Raw genomic sequence first — 22,421 nt, 5'->3', positions numbered from 1 at the left:
AACACATTCAAGTGTCTTGTATTCGGAACAATGTTTACATTGTTCCATTATTGAGTCCGGCAAACAGTCATTGAGAATTAACCCTTCTTAATGACAACCAAAAACCTTGGTTAGTTGCCATACACAAGACCCTTTCGGGTTGTATGGTTAAGTGACTAAGCGTACACGGTGGATGCCTTGGCAGTCAGAGGCGATGAAGGACGTATTAACTTGCGATAAGCCCAGATTAGACAGTAAAAGTCTTTTGAGTCTGGGATTTCCGAATGGGGAAACCCACTAGCATAAGCTAGTATCGTTACGTGAATACATAGCGTAACGAGGCGAACTCGGGGAACTGAAACATCTAAGTACCCGAAGGAAGAGAAATCAACCGAGATTCCGAAAGTAGCGGCGAGCGAAATTGGATTAGCCCTTAAGCTTTTAATGATGCAGGTGAAGACTCTGGAAAGTGTCGCAGCAAAGGGTGATAGCCCCGTAACCGACGCATCATAATCAGTGAAATCGAGTAGGGCGGGACACGTGATATCCTGTCTGAATATGGGGGGACCATCCTCCAAGGCTAAATACTACTGACTGACCGATAGTGAACCAGTACCGTGAGGGAAAGGCGAAAAGAACCCCTGTGAGGGGAGTGAAATAGAACCTGAAACCGTGTACGTACAAGCAGTAGGAGCACCTTCGTGGTGTGACTGCGTACCTTTTGTATAATGGGTCAGCGACTTATATTCAGTGGCAAGGTTAACCGTTTAGGGGAGCCGTAGGGAAACCGAGTCTTAACTGGGCGACACAGTCTCTGGATATAGACCCGAAACCGAGTGATCTAGCCATGGGCAGGTTGAAGGTTGAGTAACATCAACTGGAGGACCGAACCGACTAATGTTGAAAAATTAGCGGATGACTTGTGGCTAGGGGTGAAAGGCCAATCAAACTCGGAGATAGCTGGTTCTCCCCGAAATCTATTTAGGTAGAGCCTCGGACGAATACTACTGGGGGTAGAGCACTGTTAAGGCTAGGGGGTCATCCCGACTTACCAACCCTTTGCAAACTCCGAATACCAGTAAGTACTATCCGGGAGACACACGGCGGGTGCTAACGTCCGTCGTGAAGAGGGAAACAACCCAGACCGCCAGCTAAGGTCCCAAATTATTACTAAGTGGGAAACGATGTGGGAAGGCTCAGACAGCCAGGATGTTGGCTTAGAAGCAGCCATCATTTAAAGAAAGCGTAATAGCTCACTGGTCGAGTCGGCCTGCGCGGAAGATGTAACGGGGCTAAGTAATAAACCGAAGCTGCGGCTGCACACTTAGGTGTGTGGGGTAGGGGAGCGTTCTGTAAGCGGTTGAAGGTGGTTCGTAAGGGCTGCTGGACGTATCAGAAGTGCGAATGCTGACATGAGTAACGATAATGGGAGTGAAAAACTCCCACGCCGGAAGACCAAGGGTTCCTGTCCAACGTTAATCGGGGCAGGGTAAGTCGACCCCTAAGGCGAGGCTGAAAAGCGTAGTCGATGGGAAACGGGTTAATATTCCCGTACTTCTTATAATTGCGATGGGGGGACGGAGAAGGCTAGGTGGGCCTGGCGACGGTTGTCCAGGTTCAAGTGCGTAGGCTAAGAGTTTAGGTAAATCCGGACTCTTGTTAGGCTGAGACACGATGTCGAGCACCTACGGGTGTGAAGTCATTGATGCCATACTTCCAGGAAAAGCCTCTAAGCTTCAGATTATAAGAAATCGTACCCCAAACCGACACAGGTGGTCGGGTAGAGAATACCAAGGCGCTTGAGAGAACTCGGGTGAAGGAACTAGGCAAAATGGTACCGTAACTTCGGGAGAAGGTACGCTCTTGGCGGTGAAGTCCCTTGCGGATGGAGCTACTAGGAGTCGCAGATACCAGGTGGCTGCAACTGTTTATTAAAAACACAGCACTGTGCAAAATCGTAAGATGACGTATACGGTGTGACGCCTGCCCGGTGCCGGAAGGTTAATTGATGGGGTTAGACTTCGGTCGAAGCTCTTGATCGAAGCCCCGGTAAACGGCGGCCGTAACTATAACGGTCCTAAGGTAGCGAAATTCCTTGTCGGGTAAGTTCCGACCTGCACGAATGGCGTAATGATGGCCACGCTGTCTCCACCCGAGACTCAGTGAAATTGAAATCGCTGTGAAGATGCAGTGTACCCGCGGCTAGACGGAAAGACCCCGTGAACCTTTACTACAGCTTGGCACTGAACATTGACCCTACATGTGTAGGATAGGTGGGAGACTTTGAAACCGCGTCGCCAGATGCGGTGGAGTCAACCTTGAAATACCACCCTTGTATGCTTGATGTTCTAACGTAGGTCCCTTATCGGGATTGCGGACAGTGCCTGGTGGGTAGTTTGACTGGGGCGGTCTCCTCCCAAAGAGTAACGGAGGAGCACGAAGGTGGGCTAAACACGGTTGGACATCGTGTGGTTAGTGCAATGGCATAAGCCCGCTTGACTGCGAGAATGACAATTCGAGCAGGTACGAAAGTAGGTCATAGTGATCCGGTGGTTCTGAATGGAAGGGCCATCGCTCAACGGATAAAAGGTACTCCGGGGATAACAGGCTGATACCGCCCAAGAGTTCATATCGACGGCGGTGTTTGGCACCTCGATGTCGGCTCATCACATCCTGGGGCTGAAGTCGGTCCCAAGGGTATGGCTGTTCGCCATTTAAAGTGGTACGCGAGCTGGGTTTAGAACGTCGTGAGACAGTTCGGTCCCTATCTGCCGTGGGCGTTGGAAGATTGAAGGGGGCTGCTCCTAGTACGAGAGGACCGGAGTGGACGAACCTCTGGTGTTCGGGTTGTCACGCCAGTGGCATTGCCCGGTAGCTAAGTTCGGAATCGATAAGCGCTGAAAGCATCTAAGCGCGAAGCGAGCCCTGAGATGAGTCTTCCCTGGCACTTTAAGTGCCCTAAAGGGTTGTTCAAGACTAGAACGTTGATAGGCAGGGTGTGTAAGTGCTGCGAGGCATTGAGCTAACCTGTACTAATTGCCCGTGAGGCTTAACCATACAACACCCAAGGGGTTTTGATGGACTCGATATATACAGACAAACTTGAATGAGTTTAGAGAACGAAAACAGCTTTCCGAATTATTTTACCTTTAGCTTTTTTAAAAGCTGAAAGTAGAAAAAGAATTTGCTTGGCGACCATAGCGTTGCGGACCCACCTGATTCCATGCCGAACTCAGAAGTGAAACGCAGTAGCGCCGATGGTAGTGTGGGGCTTCCCCATGTGAGAGTAGGACATCGCCAGGCTTTAATTTCGACTTATCTTGTAAGAGATGAGTCAACATAGTTTTTTAAGTGATTACTTAGAATATTATGTTGACTTTCAAAGTAGAAAGCGTATTATACGCCTCCTGCTTAGGTGCTAAGGCACTGAAAGCAAAGCTCTTTAACAATTTAGACCTATCAATCTGTGTGGGCACTCGTTGATGATAATCATTAGTTTCGCTTTGTCGAAACAAAAGATATCAATGAACTGAGTGACCAATACAAGTTCTTAGAACTTGGCACAGTCAATTCATTATCATTCTGTTGGAATGATAATAGCTTTAGAATTACATGTTTACTTCGGTAAATATTAGTTTTGAAGTCAGTATTCATTGAGCCGCATCTTAGGATGCAAAAAACTTTAATTGAAGAGTTTGATCATGGCTCAGATTGAACGCTGGCGGCAGGCCTAACACATGCAAGTCGAGCGGTAACAGGAAGTAGCTTGCTACTTCGCTGACGAGCGGCGGACGGGTGAGTAATGCCTAGGAAATTGCCCTGATGTGGGGGATAACCATTGGAAACGATGGCTAATACCGCATAATGCCTTCGGGCCAAAGAGGGGGACCTTCGGGCCTCTCGCGTCAGGATATGCCTAGGTGGGATTAGCTAGTTGGTGAGGTAATGGCTCACCAAGGCGACGATCCCTAGCTGGTCTGAGAGGATGATCAGCCACACTGGAACTGAGACACGGTCCAGACTCCTACGGGAGGCAGCAGTGGGGAATATTGCACAATGGGCGCAAGCCTGATGCAGCCATGCCGCGTGTATGAAGAAGGCCTTCGGGTTGTAAAGTACTTTCAGTCGTGAGGAAGGTGGTGTTGTTAATAGCAGCATCATTTGACGTTAGCGACAGAAGAAGCACCGGCTAACTCCGTGCCAGCAGCCGCGGTAATACGGAGGGTGCGAGCGTTAATCGGAATTACTGGGCGTAAAGCGCATGCAGGTGGTTCGTTAAGTCAGATGTGAAAGCCCGGGGCTCAACCTCGGAACTGCATTTGAAACTGGCGGACTAGAGTACTGTAGAGGGGGGTAGAATTTCAGGTGTAGCGGTGAAATGCGTAGAGATCTGAAGGAATACCAGTGGCGAAGGCGGCCCCCTGGACAGATACTGACACTCAGATGCGAAAGCGTGGGGAGCAAACAGGATTAGATACCCTGGTAGTCCACGCCGTAAACGATGTCTACTTGGAGGTTGTGGCCTTGAGCCGTGGCTTTCGGAGCTAACGCGTTAAGTAGACCGCCTGGGGAGTACGGTCGCAAGATTAAAACTCAAATGAATTGACGGGGGCCCGCACAAGCGGTGGAGCATGTGGTTTAATTCGATGCAACGCGAAGAACCTTACCTACTCTTGACATCCAGAGAAGCCAGCGGAGACGCAGGTGTGCCTTCGGGAACTCTGAGACAGGTGCTGCATGGCTGTCGTCAGCTCGTGTTGTGAAATGTTGGGTTAAGTCCCGCAACGAGCGCAACCCTTATCCTTGTTTGCCAGCGAGTAATGTCGGGAACTCCAGGGAGACTGCCGGTGATAAACCGGAGGAAGGTGGGGACGACGTCAAGTCATCATGGCCCTTACGAGTAGGGCTACACACGTGCTACAATGGCGCATACAGAGGGCAGCAAGCTAGCGATAGTGAGCGAATCCCAAAAAGTGCGTCGTAGTCCGGATTGGAGTCTGCAACTCGACTCCATGAAGTCGGAATCGCTAGTAATCGTAGATCAGAATGCTACGGTGAATACGTTCCCGGGCCTTGTACACACCGCCCGTCACACCATGGGAGTGGGCTGCAAAAGAAGTGGGTAGTTTAACCTTTCGGGGAGGACGCTCACCACTTTGTGGTTCATGACTGGGGTGAAGTCGTAACAAGGTAGCCCTAGGGGAACCTGGGGCTGGATCACCTCCTTATATACGAAGATTTTCACGATGAGTACCCACACAGATTGATTAGGTTTAGATAAGTTAAAGCAGAGCTTTAATGAATGACTTCGGTTATTGATTAAAGCTTTTGTGCTTTATGCTCTTTAACAATTTGGAAAGCTGACTGATTTGATTACTTACGAGTAACTCAAATCAAATTTAAAAGTTCTCAATGTTTATCTTCATTGATAAACACACAAACACATTCAAGTGTCTTGTATTCGGAACAATGTTTACATTGTTCCATTATTGAGTCCGGCAAACAGTCATTGAGAATTAACCCTTCTTAATGACAACCAAAAACCTTGGTTAGTTGCCATACACAAGACCCTTTCGGGTTGTATGGTTAAGTGACTAAGCGTACACGGTGGATGCCTTGGCAGTCAGAGGCGATGAAGGACGTATTAACTTGCGATAAGCCCAGATTAGACAGTAAAAGTCTTTTGAGTCTGGGATTTCCGAATGGGGAAACCCACTAGCATAAGCTAGTATCGTTACGTGAATACATAGCGTAACGAGGCGAACTCGGGGAACTGAAACATCTAAGTACCCGAAGGAAGAGAAATCAACCGAGATTCCGAAAGTAGCGGCGAGCGAAATTGGATTAGCCCTTAAGCTTTTAATGATGCAGGTGAAGACTCTGGAAAGTGTCGCAGCAAAGGGTGATAGCCCCGTAACCGACGCATCATAATCAGTGAAATCGAGTAGGGCGGGACACGTGATATCCTGTCTGAATATGGGGGGACCATCCTCCAAGGCTAAATACTACTGACTGACCGATAGTGAACCAGTACCGTGAGGGAAAGGCGAAAAGAACCCCTGTGAGGGGAGTGAAATAGAACCTGAAACCGTGTACGTACAAGCAGTAGGAGCACCTTCGTGGTGTGACTGCGTACCTTTTGTATAATGGGTCAGCGACTTATATTCAGTGGCAAGGTTAACCGTTTAGGGGAGCCGTAGGGAAACCGAGTCTTAACTGGGCGACACAGTCTCTGGATATAGACCCGAAACCGAGTGATCTAGCCATGGGCAGGTTGAAGGTTGAGTAACATCAACTGGAGGACCGAACCGACTAATGTTGAAAAATTAGCGGATGACTTGTGGCTAGGGGTGAAAGGCCAATCAAACTCGGAGATAGCTGGTTCTCCCCGAAATCTATTTAGGTAGAGCCTCGGACGAATACTACTGGGGGTAGAGCACTGTTAAGGCTAGGGGGTCATCCCGACTTACCAACCCTTTGCAAACTCCGAATACCAGTAAGTACTATCCGGGAGACACACGGCGGGTGCTAACGTCCGTCGTGAAGAGGGAAACAACCCAGACCGCCAGCTAAGGTCCCAAATTATTACTAAGTGGGAAACGATGTGGGAAGGCTCAGACAGCCAGGATGTTGGCTTAGAAGCAGCCATCATTTAAAGAAAGCGTAATAGCTCACTGGTCGAGTCGGCCTGCGCGGAAGATGTAACGGGGCTAAGTAATAAACCGAAGCTGCGGCTGCACACTTAGGTGTGTGGGGTAGGGGAGCGTTCTGTAAGCGGTTGAAGGTGGTTCGTAAGGGCTGCTGGACGTATCAGAAGTGCGAATGCTGACATGAGTAACGATAATGGGAGTGAAAAACTCCCACGCCGGAAGACCAAGGGTTCCTGTCCAACGTTAATCGGGGCAGGGTAAGTCGACCCCTAAGGCGAGGCTGAAAAGCGTAGTCGATGGGAAACGGGTTAATATTCCCGTACTTCTTATAATTGCGATGGGGGGACGGAGAAGGCTAGGTGGGCCTGGCGACGGTTGTCCAGGTTCAAGTGCGTAGGCTAAGAGTTTAGGTAAATCCGGACTCTTGTTAGGCTGAGACACGATGTCGAGCACCTACGGGTGTGAAGTCATTGATGCCATACTTCCAGGAAAAGCCTCTAAGCTTCAGATTATAAGAAATCGTACCCCAAACCGACACAGGTGGTCGGGTAGAGAATACCAAGGCGCTTGAGAGAACTCGGGTGAAGGAACTAGGCAAAATGGTACCGTAACTTCGGGAGAAGGTACGCTCTTGGCGGTGAAGTCCCTTGCGGATGGAGCTACTAGGAGTCGCAGATACCAGGTGGCTGCAACTGTTTATTAAAAACACAGCACTGTGCAAAATCGTAAGATGACGTATACGGTGTGACGCCTGCCCGGTGCCGGAAGGTTAATTGATGGGGTTAGACTTCGGTCGAAGCTCTTGATCGAAGCCCCGGTAAACGGCGGCCGTAACTATAACGGTCCTAAGGTAGCGAAATTCCTTGTCGGGTAAGTTCCGACCTGCACGAATGGCGTAATGATGGCCACGCTGTCTCCACCCGAGACTCAGTGAAATTGAAATCGCTGTGAAGATGCAGTGTACCCGCGGCTAGACGGAAAGACCCCGTGAACCTTTACTACAGCTTGGCACTGAACATTGACCCTACATGTGTAGGATAGGTGGGAGACTTTGAAACCGCGTCGCCAGATGCGGTGGAGTCAACCTTGAAATACCACCCTTGTATGCTTGATGTTCTAACGTAGGTCCCTTATCGGGATTGCGGACAGTGCCTGGTGGGTAGTTTGACTGGGGCGGTCTCCTCCCAAAGAGTAACGGAGGAGCACGAAGGTGGGCTAAACACGGTTGGACATCGTGTGGTTAGTGCAATGGCATAAGCCCGCTTGACTGCGAGAATGACAATTCGAGCAGGTACGAAAGTAGGTCATAGTGATCCGGTGGTTCTGAATGGAAGGGCCATCGCTCAACGGATAAAAGGTACTCCGGGGATAACAGGCTGATACCGCCCAAGAGTTCATATCGACGGCGGTGTTTGGCACCTCGATGTCGGCTCATCACATCCTGGGGCTGAAGTCGGTCCCAAGGGTATGGCTGTTCGCCATTTAAAGTGGTACGCGAGCTGGGTTTAGAACGTCGTGAGACAGTTCGGTCCCTATCTGCCGTGGGCGTTGGAAGATTGAAGGGGGCTGCTCCTAGTACGAGAGGACCGGAGTGGACGAACCTCTGGTGTTCGGGTTGTCACGCCAGTGGCATTGCCCGGTAGCTAAGTTCGGAATCGATAAGCGCTGAAAGCATCTAAGCGCGAAGCGAGCCCTGAGATGAGTCTTCCCTGGCACTTTAAGTGCCCTAAAGGGTTGTTCAAGACTAGAACGTTGATAGGCAGGGTGTGTAAGTGCTGCGAGGCATTGAGCTAACCTGTACTAATTGCCCGTGAGGCTTAACCATACAACACCCAAGGGGTTTTGATGGACTCGATATATACAGACAAACTTGAATGAGTTTAGAGAACGAAAACAGCTTTCCGAATTATTTTACCTTTAGCTTTTTTAAAAGCTGAAAGTAGAAAAAGAATTTGCTTGGCGACCATAGCGTTGCGGACCCACCTGATTCCATGCCGAACTCAGAAGTGAAACGCAGTAGCGCCGATGGTAGTGTGGGGCTTCCCCATGTGAGAGTAGGACATCGCCAGGCTTTAATTTCGACTTTGTCTATTTAATAGACAAGTCACCATAGAGTTCTAAGTTTCTTAGAGTTTTATGTTGACTTTCAAAGTGGAAGGCGTATTATACGCGTCCTGCTTACGTGCTAAGGCACTGAAAGCAAAGCTCTTTAACAATTTAAACCTATCAATCTGTGTGGGCACTCGTTGATGAATATCAAAACGTTATTGGTTCTTTTTCGAAAGAGCGTAATAACAGTTACTTCGGTAACAAAATTGATTTCAATGAACTGAGTGACCAATACGTTTAACTACTTGTAGTTATTCGGCACAGTCAATTCATTACCATTCTGTTGGAATGGTAATAGCTTTAGAATTACATGTTCATTTTCGAATGAATATTAGTTTTGAAGTCAGTATTCATTGAGCCGCATCTTAGGATGCAAAAAACTTTAATTGAAGAGTTTGATCATGGCTCAGATTGAACGCTGGCGGCAGGCCTAACACATGCAAGTCGAGCGGAAACGAGAAGTAGCTTGCTACTTCGGCGTCGAGCGGCGGACGGGTGAGTAATGCCTAGGAAATTGCCCTGATGTGGGGGATAACCATTGGAAACGATGGCTAATACCGCATAATGCCTTCGGGCCAAAGAGGGGGACCTTCGGGCCTCTCGCGTCAGGATATGCCTAGGTGGGATTAGCTAGTTGGTGAGGTAATGGCTCACCAAGGCGACGATCCCTAGCTGGTCTGAGAGGATGATCAGCCACACTGGAACTGAGACACGGTCCAGACTCCTACGGGAGGCAGCAGTGGGGAATATTGCACAATGGGCGCAAGCCTGATGCAGCCATGCCGCGTGTATGAAGAAGGCCTTCGGGTTGTAAAGTACTTTCAGTCGTGAGGAAGGTGGTGTTGTTAATAGCAGCATCATTTGACGTTAGCGACAGAAGAAGCACCGGCTAACTCCGTGCCAGCAGCCGCGGTAATACGGAGGGTGCGAGCGTTAATCGGAATTACTGGGCGTAAAGCGCATGCAGGTGGTTCGTTAAGTCAGATGTGAAAGCCCGGGGCTCAACCTCGGAACTGCATTTGAAACTGGCGGACTAGAGTACTGTAGAGGGGGGTAGAATTTCAGGTGTAGCGGTGAAATGCGTAGAGATCTGAAGGAATACCAGTGGCGAAGGCGGCCCCCTGGACAGATACTGACACTCAGATGCGAAAGCGTGGGGAGCAAACAGGATTAGATACCCTGGTAGTCCACGCCGTAAACGATGTCTACTTGGAGGTTGTGGCCTTGAGCCGTGGCTTTCGGAGCTAACGCGTTAAGTAGACCGCCTGGGGAGTACGGTCGCAAGATTAAAACTCAAATGAATTGACGGGGGCCCGCACAAGCGGTGGAGCATGTGGTTTAATTCGATGCAACGCGAAGAACCTTACCTACTCTTGACATCCAGAGAAGCCAGCGGAGACGCAGGTGTGCCTTCGGGAACTCTGAGACAGGTGCTGCATGGCTGTCGTCAGCTCGTGTTGTGAAATGTTGGGTTAAGTCCCGCAACGAGCGCAACCCTTATCCTTGTTTGCCAGCGAGTAATGTCGGGAACTCCAGGGAGACTGCCGGTGATAAACCGGAGGAAGGTGGGGACGACGTCAAGTCATCATGGCCCTTACGAGTAGGGCTACACACGTGCTACAATGGCGCATACAGAGGGCAGCAAGCTAGCGATAGTGAGCGAATCCCAAAAAGTGCGTCGTAGTCCGGATTGGAGTCTGCAACTCGACTCCATGAAGTCGGAATCGCTAGTAATCGTAGATCAGAATGCTACGGTGAATACGTTCCCGGGCCTTGTACACACCGCCCGTCACACCATGGGAGTGGGCTGCAAAAGAAGTGGGTAGTTTAACCTTTCGGGGAGGACGCTCACCACTTTGTGGTTCATGACTGGGGTGAAGTCGTAACAAGGTAGCCCTAGGGGAACCTGGGGCTGGATCACCTCCTTATATACGAAGATTTTCACGATGAGTACCCACACAGATTGATTAGGTTTAAAAAGTAAAAGAGACGATATTGGGTCTGTAGCTCAGCTGGTTAGAGCGCTCGCCTGATAAGCGGGAGGTCGGTGGTTCAAGTCCACTCAGACCCACCAATCCTTTTTAGGTTTGGAACAATATCGACAAATACAGATGGGGCTATAGCTCAGCTGGGAGAGCGCCTGCCTTGCACGCAGGAGGTCTGCGGTTCGATCCCGCATAGCTCCACCATCTTTAAGGGTTTTTCCTTAAGAATCTTTAAAAATGGTTTCGAAAGAAATCAAGCTCTTTAACAATTTGGAAAGCTGACTGATTTGATTACTTACGAGTAACTCAAATCAAATTTAAAAGTTCTCAATGTTTATCTTCATTGATAAACACACAAACACATTCAAGTGTCTTGTATTCGGAACAATGTTTACATTGTTCCATTATTGAGTCCGGCAAACAGTCATTGAGAATTAACCCTTCTTAATGACAACCAAAAACCTTGGTTAGTTGCCATACACAAGACCCTTTCGGGTTGTATGGTTAAGTGACTAAGCGTACACGGTGGATGCCTTGGCAGTCAGAGGCGATGAAGGACGTATTAACTTGCGATAAGCCCAGATTAGACAGTAAAAGTCTTTTGAGTCTGGGATTTCCGAATGGGGAAACCCACTAGCATAAGCTAGTATCGTTACGTGAATACATAGCGTAACGAGGCGAACTCGGGGAACTGAAACATCTAAGTACCCGAAGGAAGAGAAATCAACCGAGATTCCGAAAGTAGCGGCGAGCGAAATTGGATTAGCCCTTAAGCTTTTAATGATGCAGGTGAAGACTCTGGAAAGTGTCGCAGCAAAGGGTGATAGCCCCGTAACCGACGCATCATAATCAGTGAAATCGAGTAGGGCGGGACACGTGATATCCTGTCTGAATATGGGGGGACCATCCTCCAAGGCTAAATACTACTGACTGACCGATAGTGAACCAGTACCGTGAGGGAAAGGCGAAAAGAACCCCTGTGAGGGGAGTGAAATAGAACCTGAAACCGTGTACGTACAAGCAGTAGGAGCACCTTCGTGGTGTGACTGCGTACCTTTTGTATAATGGGTCAGCGACTTATATTCAGTGGCAAGGTTAACCGTTTAGGGGAGCCGTAGGGAAACCGAGTCTTAACTGGGCGACACAGTCTCTGGATATAGACCCGAAACCGAGTGATCTAGCCATGGGCAGGTTGAAGGTTGAGTAACATCAACTGGAGGACCGAACCGACTAATGTTGAAAAATTAGCGGATGACTTGTGGCTAGGGGTGAAAGGCCAATCAAACTCGGAGATAGCTGGTTCTCCCCGAAATCTATTTAGGTAGAGCCTCGGACGAATACTACTGGGGGTAGAGCACTGTTAAGGCTAGGGGGTCATCCCGACTTACCAACCCTTTGCAAACTCCGAATACCAGTAAGTACTATCCGGGAGACACACGGCGGGTGCTAACGTCCGTCGTGAAGAGGGAAACAACCCAGACCGCCAGCTAAGGTCCCAAATTATTACTAAGTGGGAAACGATGTGGGAAGGCTCAGACAGCCAGGATGTTGGCTTAGAAGCAGCCATCATTTAAAGAAAGCGTAATAGCTCACTGGTCGAGTCGGCCTGCGCGGAAGATGTAACGGGGCTAAGTAATAAACCGAAGCTGCGGCTGCACACTTAGGTGTGTGGGGTAGGGGAGCGTTCTGTAAGCGGTTGAAGGTGGTTCGTAAGGGCTGCTGGACGTATCAGAAGTGCGAATGCTGACATGAGTAACGATAATGGGAGTGAAAAACTCCCACGCCGGAAGACCAAGGGTTCCTGTCCAACGTTAATCGGGGCAGGGTAAGTCGACCCCTAAGGCGAGGCTGAAAAGCGTAGTCGATGGGAAACGGGTTAATATTCCCGTACTTCTTATAATTGCGATGGGGGGACGGAGAAGGCTAGGTGGGCCTGGCGACGGTTGTCCAGGTTCAAGTGCGTAGGCTAAGAGTTTAGGTAAATCCGGACTCTTGTTAGGCTGAGACACGATGTCGAGCACCTACGGGTGTGAAGTCATTGATGCCATACTTCCAGGAAAAGCCTCTAAGCTTCAGATTATAAGAAATCGTACCCCAAACCGACACAGGTGGTCGGGTAGAGAATACCAAGGCGCTTGAGAGAACTCGGGTGAAGGAACTAGGCAAAATGGTACCGTAACTTCGGGAGAAGGTACGCTCTTGGCGGTGAAGTCCCTTGCGGATGGAGCTACTAGGAGTCGCAGATACCAGGTGGCTGCAACTGTTTATTAAAAACACAGCACTGTGCAAAATCGTAAGATGACGTATACGGTGTGACGCCTGCCCGGTGCCGGAAGGTTAATTGATGGGGTTAGACTTCGGTCGAAGCTCTTGATCGAAGCCCCGGTAAACGGCGGCCGTAACTATAACGGTCCTAAGGTAGCGAAATTCCTTGTCGGGTAAGTTCCGACCTGCACGAATGGCGTAATGATGGCCACGCTGTCTCCACCCGAGACTCAGTGAAATTGAAATCGCTGTGAAGATGCAGTGTACCCGCGGCTAGACGGAAAGACCCCGTGAACCTTTACTACAGCTTGGCACTGAACATTGACCCTACATGTGTAGGATAGGTGGGAGACTTTGAAACCGCGTCGCCAGATGCGGTGGAGTCAACCTTGAAATACCACCCTTGTATGCTTGATGTTCTAACGTAGGTCCCTTATCGGGATTGCGGACAGTGCCTGGTGGGTAGTTTGACTGGGGCGGTCTCCTCCCAAAGAGTAACGGAGGAGCACGAAGGTGGGCTAAACACGGTTGGACATCGTGTGGTTAGTGCAATGGCATAAGCCCGCTTGACTGCGAGAATGACAATTCGAGCAGGTACGAAAGTAGGTCATAGTGATCCGGTGGTTCTGAATGGAAGGGCCATCGCTCAACGGATAAAAGGTACTCCGGGGATAACAGGCTGATACCGCCCAAGAGTTCATATCGACGGCGGTGTTTGGCACCTCGATGTCGGCTCATCACATCCTGGGGCTGAAGTCGGTCCCAAGGGTATGGCTGTTCGCCATTTAAAGTGGTACGCGAGCTGGGTTTAGAACGTCGTGAGACAGTTCGGTCCCTATCTGCCGTGGGCGTTGGAAGATTGAAGGGGGCTGCTCCTAGTACGAGAGGACCGGAGTGGACGAACCTCTGGTGTTCGGGTTGTCACGCCAGTGGCATTGCCCGGTAGCTAAGTTCGGAATCGATAAGCGCTGAAAGCATCTAAGCGCGAAGCGAGCCCTGAGATGAGTCTTCCCTGGCACTTTAAGTGCCCTAAAGGGTTGTTCAAGACTAGAACGTTGATAGGCAGGGTGTGTAAGTGCTGCGAGGCATTGAGCTAACCTGTACTAATTGCCCGTGAGGCTTAACCATACAACACCCAAGGGGTTTTGATGGACTCGATATATACAGACAAACTTGAATGAGTTTAGAGAACGAAAACAGCTTTCCAGATTACTTTTCTGAAAGAAAATCAGAGAAGAAAGAATTTGCTTGGCGACCATAGCGTTGCGGACCCACCTGACTCCATGCCGAACTCAGAAGTGAAACGCAGTAGCGCCGATGGTAGTGTGGGGCTTCCCCATGTGAGAGTAGGACATCGCCAGGCTCCTATTTATTTTTACTTTTTAATAAAAGTAAAATCAAAAATAGCTTTATGCTGAATAGACACTGCGGAGTGGTAGTTCAGTTGGTTAGAATACCGGCCTGTCACGCCGGGGGTCGCGGGTTCGAGTCCCGTCCACTCCGCCACTTATTTTAAAAGCCCTAATCGAAAGATTAGGGCTTTTTACGTTTGTCATTTGGGAAAATAATACCAATTCGGTTAATTAAGTGGTCAGATTTAACCAATCTCTAAAGCAGAGTGAGATGACTCTGCTTTTATCTTCACAAAAACGATGCCACGCTCCACATAATGTCTCTACGATATCGTCATAGTTTTCGAAGCACCTATTTGCTACTTCATTTTGACGGAGCCAACTCCATACCTGTTCTATAGGGTTAAGCTCGGGAGAATAAGGTGGGATATGGATGACGGTGAGGCTCTCAAATTCATCTGCAAGATAGCTCTGATGCCAACTCGCTTGATCCATGATAACAACGGCAGGCTTGGCAACCCGTGTGGCTTGAGCAATCAATCTGAGTTGCTCTTTCATTGCTTCCATATTGCTCAGGGGAACCACTATAGCTTCAGCACATACAGCTCCGAAAAGGTATGCATACTCAAATTGCTGCTGTTGTACTACTCTGGGGCTGCCCATATTCGCGTTGTTGTATTACGTTGACCAAATCTAGCCTCGTCTTGAAACCATATTTGAACATCTTTTAAGGGGACATGACCAGGTCGTTTCGATTGGTTTTTTTTTAAAGCTGCTTGGGCTTCAACTGACTGCTTAGAATGTTTAGAACGAGTAATGATCCAACTCAGACCTATGTCATGTAATAACTGATAGAGCGCCGACTTTTTATATGATGTATCGAAATGGCTTTCTATATAAAGCCCAATGTCTCTCACTTGAAAGCGGTCGCCACTTTCATTAGCTGCGTGCTCGATAACATATGCTTTGACCCATTTATTGACGCTTACTCTGCTAACTTTAAGATACTTAGCTATTTAGTGCGATTTTTATCGTCAACAAAGTGAGAAACGGCTAAATAACGCATTCTAAGTGGAATTAATCAAACTCGGAAAGTCATGCTTCATAAGGACTCCTTTTAAGAGTCTTTATTAGATCATAAAATTAACGGAATTAGTATTATTATGCCTATCCATTACTATTCAACCCTTAGTTAACTCTAACTAGATCATATTGGTAATAAGTTAATTAATAGTCTTGGCATAAAAAAGCACCAAACTTGTAAGTTTAGTGCTTCTGTTTACCATGGATATTTCGTCTAGAGGATTTGTTTTAAAACTCGATCTGCTTTTACCCGAGTGACTTTTTTAATTAGTTTCTGCACTGTATCTGGATAACGCTCAACTTTGTCTAGCTGACGATAAGTACAAATTAACTGGGTATGCTGCAAAATATTGTCAACTTCAGAGGAAAACTTGGCAACTAGGTGCTGATGGTGATCTTGAATTAAAATGCCATTTTCTAAATCTAGCTTCCAAGCTCGTGGGTTTAAATTATTCCCTGTGAGTAGCATGTAGCGTTTATCTATCCACAAACCTTTAAGGTGGAAACTGTTCTCTTCATGTTTCCATAAATGTATGGATAGATTACGACTGGCAATGTGAGCTTCATTGGCTTTGGCAAAACTACGAAGATTTACTTCATACAGATAAGGCAATCCGCCAATTGTCTTAAAATCTTCCTCAGGAGAAATAAAGAAATCATTAGCTGTTTTATCTCCTACAACTATGGTGACTTTTACACCACGTTTTAGGGCCTTTTTCACTTCTTTTCCGATGCTTTTAGGGAAATTGAAGTATGGAGTACAGATGAATACTTCTTCTTTAGCTTCCGCTATTAAATGATTTATTGTCTGGTTTAACTTATTGCGTCTTTTTCCAACGCCAACAAGAGGTGTTACTGCAATTTCATTTTCACCAGTAGGTTGATGCGCAAATTGATACTCAGAGTTTGCTAGTGACGCTCTAAGTTGGCGGATATCAGCCTTAATCTCTTTGGTACTTGGTTTATCTCGATCGGTTAAATCATTAACTGCAGAGTTTGCGATCATTTCAGATTGCACGAACTCTACCATACTGTTTGCTAGATCTTTATTCTCAAAGGTATGGTAACGATCGAATCGATAGCGTTCTTGGTAATTTAAATAAATATTATTAAGGCTAGCACCGCTGTATATAACAGTGTTATCGATAATAAAGCCTTTTAAATGTAAAACACCAAAGACTTCTCTACCTCGAACAGGGACACCGTAAACCGGTACTTTGTGTTCGTATTTTTCGCTGAAAGATTTGTACATTGCCGCATTGCCATCAGAAGAATCCGCGCCAATAAGACCACGTTGCGCTCGGTGCCAGTCAACACAAACATTGATATCCAAACCAGGGTTTTGCTGTTTGGCTTCGTACAGTGCAGTCAGAATTTCTCTACCAGCTTCATCATCCTCTAAATACAATGCAATAAGGTAGATACGACTTTTTGCCGTCTTAATTGCATCTAATAAACGAATTCTAAAGTCTCTAGCGGATAGAATTACTTCAAACTTGTTAGGGTCTTGCGCGATAGTTGGCAAGTGTTCGAATGGATTTCTATTAGCGATCATCTTGAATTTTTTACCTTAGAGATATGCAAAATTGCGAACCTTCAATTTTACCAAAAACTACTAGCATATGACTAGTAAAGCGGGTTGTATCTTTATTTTTATCCTACAAATTGCATTGGAATGAGATCTTTCCCACTGTTTACATATCGGAGAAAGAGGCATTTTACCGAGTTTGGCATGTCATCAACTTCTACCCGAATAAAACAATGCTTTTGGTAAAAGAGTTCAAGGTGGCTGTATGCGAAACAATAATCAGTTCGTGTGAGAATATTTGACTTGCAATGCGCCATCAACTTATTCGCTAGACCCATTCCTCTTTTTTCTGGAATCGTGAGCATGCCAGTTAGCAGCCGGAAATCTTCGATCTCTCTAAATCTCACGACACCACTAAGTTGGTTTGATTCTGAAATGGTGACGATAAGTTCACTTTTCTTTGCTTTAGCTGAAGGGTAGTGATCCTTATACAATTTTTTGATCAGTGGAATTTTGATTGGGTCGAGCTGTTCTATCTTTACTTCTGACATTCAGTCACTGCGCTATTGGTTGGAGTCATGTAGAATTGAATGAGTGTAAGTTAACTCATAAAGACCATGCAATCATATCCTGACGTAAATTTAGATAAATATCATACATTCGGCATTAAGCAGAAAGCTCGTTTTCTTGTAGAAGTGACGTCAATAGAACAATTAATTGACGTTTTTCAAGATCCTGAATGGGAGGCTTTACCTAAGCTTGTTTTAGGTAAAGGGAGTAATGTTCTTTTTACCGATTATTTTGATGGTGTAGTGATCGTAAATCGAATTTTGGGGCGAGATATTAGTCGTGATGAAGATGATCTTTACTTACACGTTGGTGCAGGGGAAGACTGGCCAACACTGGTAAAATGGACAATCGAGCAATCTATTGGTGGTCTGGAGAACTTAGCATTAATACCAGGGTGTGCGGGATCTGCGCCTGTTCAAAATATAGGCGCTTATGGTATTGAGCTAAAAGATGTCTGTACGTATGTTGATGTTCTTTGCCTTGATACATTTAAGATCAAACGCCTAACAAACGAAGAATGTAAGTTTGGCTATCGTGAGTCTATTTTCAAACATGAATTATACCAAAAGGCTGTTGTCGTCGCGCTAGGTATTTGTCTATCGAAACGATGGGTGCCAAATAATCAATATGGCCCACTTCAAAAGATATCGGTAGACGAATTATCACCTAAAGCTATTTTCGATGAAGTATGTCGAGTGCGTATGGAAAAGTTACCGGACCCTGCGCTGCAAGGTAATGCTGGAAGCTTTTTTAAGAACCCGGTCATTAGCCGTGAAAAATACGAAGGCTTGTTAAGTCAATTTCCTTCGTTAGTGGCTTATCCGTTCGATAATCAATTTAAAGTTGCGGCAGGGTGGCTTATTGATCAATGTGCGTTCAAAGGTGTTGTATGCGGTGGTGCTCAAGTCCATCCTAAACAAGCCCTGGTTTTAGTTAACTCTGATAATGCAAGTGCTGATGATATTATAAAGCTTGCAGCGAACATTTATCAAACAGTCAAGGATACGTTTGGTATAGAGTTGGAACATGAAGTTCGTTTCATTGGTCGGCAGAGAGAAGTGACACTAACTGAAATCGCGAGTATTAATGCATGAAAGAGCACCAAGTTAAATTATCAATATTGAACTCACTTGCTGATGGAAAATTTTATTCAGGTGAAACACTTGGTGAGCTTTTGGGTATTTCGCGCGCAGCGATTAGTAAACATATCAATGGGATCCAGGAGTGGGGGCTTGATATATATCGTGTTCAAGGAAAAGGTTACTGTCTATCTAAGCCGCTAAACCTACTAAATCGAGAGCTATTATCGGAAGGGTTAATTCAGCCTTTTGAGTTGGTACCTATCATCGACTCAACAAATCAGTACTTATTAAATCAAGTTGGAAGCATTGATTCAGGGACAGTTTGTCTTGCAGAGTATCAATCGCAAGGGCGTGGCCGAAGAGGACGGCAATGGATATCACCTTTCGGTAGTAACCTTTATTTATCAATGTACTGGCGTCTTGATGCAGGTATGGCAGCTGCAATGGGGCTGAGCCTTGTTATTGGTATCGCAGCGGTTGAAGCTCTTGAACAGTTAGGTTTCGAAGGGATTAAATTAAAATGGCCAAATGACCTGTATTACCAAGATAAAAAACTTGGTGGAATATTAGTAGAAATGTCAGGGCAGGCAGGCGGAGCGGCGCATATAGTGCTAGGGATGGGGCTTAATATCTCAATGCGACCTGATATCGATGGTATTGATCAACCTTGGACATCTCTAGATGAACTCGCAGAGTCTCAGTTAGTTGATCGAAATATACTTGCATCCACTCTGATTGATTCTTGGACAAGCGCACTAAACGAATACGAACAGTTTGGGATGAAGGGATTTGTAGAACGATGGAATCGACTAGATAACTTTGTTGGAAGAAGCGTTCGCTTGCTTATTGGACCAAGGGAAGTGACAGGTGTTGTAAAAGGAATCGATGACCGTGGCGCAGTGTTACTTGAGACAGATAATGGAATAGAACCCTATATCGGTGGTGAAATATCGTTAAGAAAGCACGAGATATAAGGTTTAACTGATTATTGTCTGCAAGCTCTATTTACGTAATAAAACTTGCTCTACCGTATGGTTTTTTCCTTTACGCAAAATAAGGTGGGCTCTCTCTCTTGTGGGTTGAATATTTTCTGAAAGGTTTTTACCGTTAATGGATTGCCAAATGTTTCGGGCTTTCAATTCCGCATCTTGTTTAGTGAGTTGAGTGTAATGACTAAAATAAGATCCTGGTTTCGCAAATGCACCGTCTCTGAATTTCATAAATCGCTCGATGTACCACTGTTCAATCAGAGTGCTATCAGCATCGACATAAAGAGAGAAATCCAAAAAATCTGATATAAACACGTGATTGGCAGATTGGTTCTGTTCCGGCCCCCCTTGCAACACATTTAACCCTTCAATAATTAACACATCGGGTAAATCAACATTTTTCACTTCTGGTGTGATGTCATAAGTTAAATGTGAGTAGATCGGCGCTTGCACATTGCGTTTACAAGCCTTCACATCAGAGACAAATTGGATAAGGCGCTTAGTATTATAAGATTCTGGAAATCCTTTTTTGCTCATCAAATTGCGTTGCTCAAGCACCTTGTTTGAATACAGAAATCCATCCGTTGTGATGAGTTCAACTTTTGGGTGGTTTTCCCAGCGAGACAAAAGAGCGCACAATAGTCGAGCGGTTGTACTTTTGCCTACCGCAACACTGCCAGCAATGCCAATGACAAATGGTGGTGCGTGCCCTGTATTGCCGAGAAACTGGTCTAGTACTGAATTACGATTCTGACGAGCGGCAACGTATAGATTGAGTAGCCTTGATAGTGGAAGATAGATATCAACGGCTTCTTTCATGGTTAAGTTTTCATTGATACCTTGTAGCTCGGCTAAGTCATCCTCTGAAAGTGTCATTGGTACTGAGTTTCTTAACTCCGTCCATTGGCAACGGTCAAAAGACATAAATGGGCTCATATCAACTCTTTAGATAAATGAAAACGTAGAGAATGGAAAATACATCAAGAAGAGCAGAATGAAAATAATAATGCGCCTAGAATTTCTATGAAACGCTTGAATTGGTAAAAAATAAGCCGTATCAGAAGAAACTCGGAAAAAATATTATTTTTTTTCGCTTTAGCTATTGCAAGGTGGAAAATCATTCAATAGAATGCGCCCCACTTGTGCCGACTTAGCTCAGTAGGTAGAGCAACTGACTTGTAATCAGTAGGTCACCAGTTCGACTCCGGTAGTCGGCACCACTTTTTCCTTTATTGAGAAAAAGCTAAAAAATTTGGAGGGGTTCCCGAGTGGCCAAAGGGATCAGACTGTAAATCTGACGGCACTGCCTTCGATGGTTCGAATCCGTCCCCCTCCACCATATTCTAAAGGTAAAATAGCTCCAAAGAGTTGCGTATCGCGTGCATCGTATAATGGCTATTACCTCAGCCTTCCAAGCTGATGATGCGGGTTCGATTCCCGCTGCACGCTCCAATTCTAACGCGCTGGTTTGCTTAGTTGTTTATTTGTCCTTTTCAATAATGGCAAATAAACCTCAATACTGAGTCATTAATATCAGCGCGCTTTTAGCAAACTTTTCCTTTTGATATATACTTAATTGCCATATTTTTTGGTTACGTGGTCGTCAAAGCCACTTATATCCGTACCTAGAGGGACTATTCATGTCTAAAGAAAAATTTGAACGTACGAAACCGCACGTAAACGTTGGTACTATCGGCCACGTTGACCACGGTAAAACAACTCTAACTGCTGCTATCTGTACTACACTTTCAAAAGTGTACGGTGGTGAAGCTAAAGACTTCGCATCTATCGATAACGCTCCAGAAGAGCGTGAGCGCGGTATCACAATCGCAACTTCTCACGTTGAGTACGATACTCCAGAACGTCACTACGCACACGTAGATTGCCCAGGACACGCGGATTATGTTAAAAACATGATCACTGGTGCTGCGCAAATGGACGGTGGTATCCTAGTTGTTGCTGCGACAGATGGCCCTATGCCACAAACTCGTGAGCACATCCTACTTGGTCGTCAAGTTGGTATTCCTTACATCATCGTATTCATGAACAAATGTGACATGGTTGATGATGAAGAGCTTCTTGAGCTAGTAGAAATGGAAGTTCGTGAACTTCTTTCTGAATACGAATACCCTGGTGATGATCTTCCAGTAATTCAAGGTTCTGCTCTTGGCGCTCTAAACGGCGAAAAACAGTGGGAAGATAAAATCGTTGAGCTTGCAGAAGCTCTAGATTCTTACATTCCTCTTCCAGAGCGTGCTGTAGACCTTCCGTTCCTACTTCCTATTGAAGATGTATTCTCAATTCAAGGTCGTGGTACTGTTGTAACTGGTCGTATCGAGCGCGGTATCCTACGCGTAGGTGACGAAGTAGAAATCGTTGGTATCAAAGAAACTACAGTAACTACATGTACTGGTGTTGAAATGTTCCGTAAACTGCTTGACGAAGGTCGTGCAGGTGAGAACGTTGGTGCACTTCTACGTGGTACTAAGCGTGATGACGTTGAACGTGGCCAAGTACTTGCTGCTAAAGGTTCTATCAACCCACATACTAAGTTTGAGTCTGAAGTATACGTACTTTCTAAAGACGAAGGCGGCCGTCACACTCCTTTCTTCAAAGGTTACCGTCCACAGTTCTACTTCCGTACAACTGACGTAACAGGCGATATCACACTTCCAGAAGGTGTTGAAATGGTAATGCCTGGTGACAACGTTCAAATGACGGTTGAGCTAATCGCTCCAATCGCAATGGACGACGGTCTACGCTTCGCAATCCGTGAAGGTGGCCGTACAGTTGGTGCTGGTGTTGTTGCTAAAATCTTTGCTTAAGATT

At 46.4% G+C, this 22,421-nt stretch carries 6 protein-coding genes, 6 tRNA genes, 8 rRNA genes and 1 pseudogene; 17 read left to right on the top strand and 4 right to left on the bottom strand.

Annotated elements, in window-relative coordinates:
• Positions 1-145 precede the first annotated feature (145 nt).
• The 11 genes from OCV39_RS13715 to OCV39_RS13665 all read left to right on the top strand — a co-directional run bounded on the left by OCV39_RS13715 (position 146) and on the right by OCV39_RS13665 (position 14,494).
• Positions 146-3,036 (top strand): 23S ribosomal RNA (locus OCV39_RS13715).
• A 130-nt stretch (positions 3,037-3,166) separates the two neighbouring features.
• Positions 3,167-3,282: ribosomal RNA gene (gene rrf, locus OCV39_RS13710) — 5S ribosomal RNA — on the top strand.
• A 380-nt stretch (positions 3,283-3,662) separates the two neighbouring features.
• Positions 3,663-5,207 (top strand): 16S ribosomal RNA (locus OCV39_RS13705).
• Between the two features lie 356 nt (positions 5,208-5,563).
• Positions 5,564-8,454 (top strand): 23S ribosomal RNA (locus OCV39_RS13700).
• Positions 8,455-8,584: 130 nt separating this feature from the next.
• Positions 8,585-8,700 (top strand): 5S ribosomal RNA (rrf, locus tag OCV39_RS13695).
• Positions 8,701-9,121: 421 nt separating this feature from the next.
• Positions 9,122-10,666: ribosomal RNA gene (locus OCV39_RS13690) — 16S ribosomal RNA — on the top strand.
• 69 nt (positions 10,667-10,735) lie between these two features.
• Positions 10,736-10,812 (top strand) — tRNA-Ile (locus OCV39_RS13685).
• Between the two features lie 39 nt (positions 10,813-10,851).
• A tRNA-Ala gene (locus OCV39_RS13680) sits at positions 10,852-10,927 on the top strand.
• 298 nt (positions 10,928-11,225) lie between these two features.
• A 23S ribosomal RNA gene (locus tag OCV39_RS13675) occupies positions 11,226-14,116 on the top strand.
• 119 nt (positions 14,117-14,235) lie between these two features.
• Positions 14,236-14,351, top strand: a 5S ribosomal RNA gene (gene rrf / locus OCV39_RS13670).
• The 16S, 23S and 5S rRNA genes sit together here with 3 tRNA genes alongside, the layout of an rRNA operon.
• A gap of 66 nt (positions 14,352-14,417) precedes the next feature.
• Positions 14,418-14,494 (top strand) — tRNA-Asp (locus OCV39_RS13665).
• A gap of 77 nt (positions 14,495-14,571) precedes the next feature.
• On the opposite strand, the pseudogene OCV39_RS13660 reads toward OCV39_RS13665, so the two are convergent.
• From OCV39_RS13660 to OCV39_RS13650, 3 genes and pseudogenes are all read right to left on the bottom strand, one after another.
• Positions 14,572-15,406: pseudogene (locus OCV39_RS13660) on the bottom strand (IS630 family transposase).
• Between the two features lie 231 nt (positions 15,407-15,637).
• Complete coding sequence (gene pssA, locus OCV39_RS13655) at positions 15,638-16,978, bottom strand: CDP-diacylglycerol--serine O-phosphatidyltransferase (protein ID WP_261888627.1); 1,341 nt, start codon at positions 16,976-16,978, stop codon at positions 15,638-15,640.
• A 98-nt stretch (positions 16,979-17,076) separates the two neighbouring features.
• Positions 17,077-17,502 carry a GNAT family N-acetyltransferase gene (locus OCV39_RS13650; RefSeq protein WP_261888626.1) on the bottom strand — a complete coding sequence of 142 codons (426 nt, stop codon included), beginning with the start codon at positions 17,500-17,502 and terminating at the stop codon, positions 17,077-17,079.
• A 66-nt stretch (positions 17,503-17,568) separates the two neighbouring features.
• Here OCV39_RS13650 and murB point away from each other — a divergent pair, with 66 nt between their 5' ends.
• Positions 17,569-18,615, top strand: coding sequence for a UDP-N-acetylmuramate dehydrogenase (gene murB / locus OCV39_RS13645; RefSeq protein WP_261888625.1), 1,047 nt, complete (start codon positions 17,569-17,571; stop codon positions 18,613-18,615).
• On the top strand, positions 18,612-19,577 hold the full coding sequence (gene birA, locus OCV39_RS13640) for a bifunctional biotin--[acetyl-CoA-carboxylase] ligase/biotin operon repressor BirA (protein WP_171757551.1): 966 nt from the start codon (positions 18,612-18,614) through the stop codon (positions 19,575-19,577). The genes murB and birA overlap by 4 nt, the downstream gene beginning before the upstream one ends.
• A 27-nt stretch (positions 19,578-19,604) precedes the next feature.
• Here the strand turns inward: birA and coaA are convergent, their stop codons facing one another.
• Positions 19,605-20,528, bottom strand: a complete 924-nt coding sequence (gene coaA / locus OCV39_RS13635) for a type I pantothenate kinase (RefSeq protein WP_261888624.1) — start codon at positions 20,526-20,528, stop codon at positions 19,605-19,607.
• 208 nt (positions 20,529-20,736) lie between these two features.
• On the opposite strand from coaA, the gene OCV39_RS13630 reads away from it, so the two are divergent.
• The 4 genes from OCV39_RS13630 to tuf all read left to right on the top strand — a co-directional run bounded on the left by OCV39_RS13630 (position 20,737) and on the right by tuf (position 22,417).
• A tRNA-Thr gene (locus OCV39_RS13630) sits at positions 20,737-20,812 on the top strand.
• A 34-nt stretch (positions 20,813-20,846) separates the two neighbouring features.
• Positions 20,847-20,931: transfer RNA gene (locus OCV39_RS13625), tRNA-Tyr, on the top strand.
• A 38-nt stretch (positions 20,932-20,969) separates the two neighbouring features.
• Positions 20,970-21,044: transfer RNA gene (locus OCV39_RS13620), tRNA-Gly, on the top strand.
• A 188-nt stretch (positions 21,045-21,232) separates the two neighbouring features.
• Entirely contained in the window at positions 21,233-22,417 is a 1,185-nt protein-coding gene (gene tuf, locus OCV39_RS13615) for an elongation factor Tu (protein WP_261888623.1), read from the top strand.
• Positions 22,418-22,421 lie beyond the last annotated feature (4 nt).

This window comes from Vibrio cortegadensis (assembly GCF_024347395.1).
GTDB lineage: Bacteria > Pseudomonadota > Gammaproteobacteria > Enterobacterales > Vibrionaceae > Vibrio > Vibrio cortegadensis.
This window is presented reverse-complemented; position numbering and strand designations above follow the sequence as displayed.

What these genes read in the sequence shown, in the direction of transcription:
- OCV39_RS13650 (WP_261888626.1), bottom strand. Translation starts at nt 17,502, where the DNA reads ATGTCAGAAGTAAAGATAGAACAGCTCGACCCAATCAAAATTCCACTG.
- tuf (WP_261888623.1), top strand. Translation starts at nt 21,233, where the DNA reads ATGTCTAAAGAAAAATTTGAACGTACGAAACCGCACGTAAACGTTGGT.
- murB (WP_261888625.1), top strand. Translation starts at nt 17,569, where the DNA reads ATGCAATCATATCCTGACGTAAATTTAGATAAATATCATACATTCGGC.
- birA (WP_171757551.1), top strand. Translation starts at nt 18,612, where the DNA reads ATGAAAGAGCACCAAGTTAAATTATCAATATTGAACTCACTTGCTGAT.
- coaA (WP_261888624.1), bottom strand. Translation starts at nt 20,528, where the DNA reads ATGAGCCCATTTATGTCTTTTGACCGTTGCCAATGGACGGAGTTAAGA.
- pssA (WP_261888627.1), bottom strand. Translation starts at nt 16,978, where the DNA reads ATGATCGCTAATAGAAATCCATTCGAACACTTGCCAACTATCGCGCAA.